General features: G+C 61.6%; 4 protein-coding genes. 2 read left to right on the forward strand and 2 right to left on the reverse strand.

Annotated features, from left to right (window positions below; all coding sequences use genetic code 11):
* The first annotated feature begins 132 nt into the window (after window positions 1-132).
* Window positions 133-597 carry a hypothetical protein gene (locus Q0653_RS13950; RefSeq protein WP_298945363.1) on the forward strand — a complete coding sequence of 155 codons (465 nt, stop codon included), beginning with the start codon at window positions 133-135 and terminating at the stop codon, window positions 595-597.
* Between the two features lie 23 nt (window positions 598-620).
* On the opposite strand, the gene Q0653_RS13955 is transcribed toward Q0653_RS13950, so the two are convergent.
* On the reverse strand, window positions 621-764 hold the full coding sequence (locus Q0653_RS13955) for a hypothetical protein (RefSeq protein WP_298945365.1): 144 nt from the start codon (window positions 762-764) through the stop codon (window positions 621-623).
* A 665-nt stretch (window positions 765-1,429) separates the two neighbouring features.
* On the opposite strand from Q0653_RS13955, the gene Q0653_RS13960 reads away from it, so the two are divergent.
* On the forward strand, window positions 1,430-2,248 hold the full coding sequence (locus Q0653_RS13960) for a DNA methyltransferase (protein WP_298945367.1): 819 nt from the start codon (window positions 1,430-1,432) through the stop codon (window positions 2,246-2,248).
* On the opposite strand, the gene Q0653_RS13965 is transcribed toward Q0653_RS13960, so the two are convergent.
* Window positions 2,245-2,643: a hypothetical protein gene (locus Q0653_RS13965; protein ID WP_298945369.1), complete on the reverse strand. Its 399-nt coding sequence runs from the start codon at window positions 2,641-2,643 to the stop codon at window positions 2,245-2,247. The two genes, Q0653_RS13960 and Q0653_RS13965, sit on opposite strands and share 4 nt — an antisense overlap.
* Window positions 2,644-2,769: the final 126 nt, after the last annotated feature.

The raw sequence follows: 2,769 nt of genomic DNA on the forward strand, positions 1-2,769 counted from the left end.
ACATTTCGGTCGTGTCAGCCACGGCCATCTCCTTTCGGATCAGGCCGGAGCCCACACACCGTTATTCGGACAGTCCCGACTAAAACAGGCAAATGGAAGCTGAAACTGGATGGCCGCGGGTGGGGGACGCTAGTGGCGTTCGCAGTGGGCGGGGCGGTCGCCGGCTTGATCACGCAGGGATCCATTGAGGGTGAATTTCCTTTTCAGACCGTCCAGTCGTGGATAACCAACGGCCCCGCAGCCACTATCGCCTTCTGGAGCGTCGCGATCGCGATGGTGTCAGCGATCATCGCTTCATGGACGAATAACCCCAAGGTGGACTTGGCGTCGAAGCTGATTGCTGTCGTCGCGGCTGCGTTGGCTTTCTGGGGCGTAGCGATCAACTTCTGGACACAGTTCGCGTGGTGGGGTTTCCTCGCGACGTGCGTAGTCATCTTGTTGGTCAGCATTTTGCTCATAGCTGGGGGGACGGGCGTTCGCCAACAAGGGAAGAAGAAGCTCGCTCTGGTCTTGAAAATCGTCGGGCTCCTGCTGATTCCGCTCGCGCTCACCTGGCCAATTTTGTTCCCGTTCTTTGGTTCGGTGTTCACCTACTAGGCGTCTCCCCCTCCTTCTCTACCTCACGTGGGCAGCTGGATGAGTCCGCAGAGCGGGCGTCGCCAGACTGGAGTGCGCTTGGGGTCATCGACGGCCTCGAGCTGCACGAGGCATTGGCGGCAGTTGGGGGCGAAGCCGAGCCAGGTGGTGTCCTCGTCGGGGGTCATCGGGTCAGGGTAGGCGTCTGCGCGTGGGGGCGTGTCCACAGGGGCCGCTGCTGCTGGCGTTGATGCGGGCGGCAACGGTGGCGGCGTCTTCGAGGTGAGGTCGTTGAGCAGGATGGTGCGGGTGCCGTCGTCGAGGTCGAACCACCAGACGGGGCGGTTGCTGTCGCGGTCGATGCCGGCCCTATGTGCGGGCAGTCCGCGATCGCTACGTGTCGGACATCGGCCATGGTGGGCAATCTCCCTGTCCAGCCCCAGGCCGGTGCCCGTGCAATATCTCGCCGCGCTCGATTTTGGACAGAGCTCTCCCTAGGTGCTACTTTGACGTCTAGACGTCAGGAGACAATCCGTGGAAAAGCTGCAACCGGGTCGCGTCCGCGATGGCATCATTGGGTTCCTGCGGGAGCATGACTCGATCGAGGGCGTTGCATATGAGGAGATCGCTGCGCATCTGGACGAACAACTCGGCAAGCCCGTGGCTCGGTCCTCTGTACGCTCCTACTTGAATCTGAACACGCCGGGGAAGTTCGAGCGCGTCGGTAGGGGCCGGTACCGTCTAGATAGTGCCTCTCGTGCCTAAACCCGCTCGCATCCCGCCAACGCCGCATGAAGAGCCAGCGTTCTCGTACGGACGCGCTCGCTTGTTTCATGCCGACTCATTGGAGTGGTTGAAGCGGCAGCCCGAGAACTCCATCCATGGGGTTGTCACCGACCCTCCGTACGGCCTTGTCGAGTACACCCCGGTCGAGTTGGCGAAACTGCGTGCTGGTAGAGGTGGAACATGGCGCATCCCGCCATCGTTCGATGGGAGCACGCGCTCTCCTCTGCCAAGATTCACAACGCTCTCGGAAGCTGAGTTGGACGATCTCGAGCGGTTCTTCCGGAATCTCGGCGAGGCGCTCCGCCCCGCCCTCGTACCGGGGGCTCATGTGATGATGGCAGCAAATCCTCTTGTCAGTCACCTCGTGTCGTACGCGCTCGATGAGGCCGGTTTAGAGCGCCGAGGCGAGATCGTGCGCCTCGTCACCACCCTCCGAGGTGGCGATAGGCCAAAGAACGCTCACGAAGAGTTCCCGGACGTGACGGTGATGCCTCGTTCGATGTGGGAGCCGTGGTTGCTGTTCCGTAAGCCTCTCGACGGAACGGTAGCCAGCAACCTGCGCAAGTGGGGAACGGGTGGTCTTCGGCGAGTGTCAGACGAAGCACCGTTCGGAGACGTGATCCGTTCCTCGCCTACCCGGCCCGCCGAACGCAGCATCGCGAACCACCCGTCACTCAAGCCCCAAGCACTCATGAGGCAGTTGGTGCGCGCGATCCTCCCTGTAGGAGAGGGAGTCGTTCTCGACCCCTTTGCCGGCTCCGGCTCCACCCTCGCGGCTGCTGAGTATGTGGGGTATCACTCCGTTGGCGTGGAGTTGGATCCGACATATCTGGCTCTTGCGAGCAAGTCCATCCCTGCCCTCGCAGCGCTAAACGTTAGGGACTAGCGGTCCATGTAAAGCCAGGACCGCCGGAGCTTTGCGACGCCATCTCGATCAAGCGTGGAGGTCCGGGTACCTAGCTCGCCACGTTCATTGCGGCGGAAGTCGTCGGGTTCAACCTGTGCGAGGTAGACCTCGCGGAAGGTCATAGGCGTGCGACTGTTCGCTGGTTCCGTGACGTTGTCCACCTCGTAGACGAACACGCACATCCATTGCTTGCGGCCACCGTGGGTATCGACGGCACCGCCCTTCTTGCGAGTTGATTTAATCTCGACGCCTTCCTCGCCCGACTTCACGCGATCATCGGGGTAGACGCCGCGAACAAGAAGGTCAGGGTGGCCGTTGTGGTACGCGTTCACGACGAGGGAGCGTGAGTGCTTAGCCAGGGATTCCGTCAGCATGTCAGAGATGGTCCCCGACAAGTTCGCGGGCCGGAGCATGTCGTCTAGGTGTGATGTCCAGGCAGGTTGTTGAGTCTGCTGATGGGTGCGGCTCCGACTGCGGAGTGGTGCCTGTGATGATTGTAG

It is taken from the genome of uncultured Microbacterium sp. (genome assembly GCF_947488465.1).
GTDB lineage: Bacteria > Actinomycetota > Actinomycetes > Actinomycetales > Microbacteriaceae > Microbacterium.

What these genes read in the sequence shown, in the direction of transcription:
- Q0653_RS13955 (WP_298945365.1), bottom strand. Translation starts at nt 764, where the DNA reads ATGACCCCCGACGAGGACACCACCTGGCTCGGCTTCGCCCCCAACTGC.
- Q0653_RS13965 (WP_298945369.1), bottom strand. Translation starts at nt 2,643, where the DNA reads ATGCTGACGGAATCCCTGGCTAAGCACTCACGCTCCCTCGTCGTGAAC.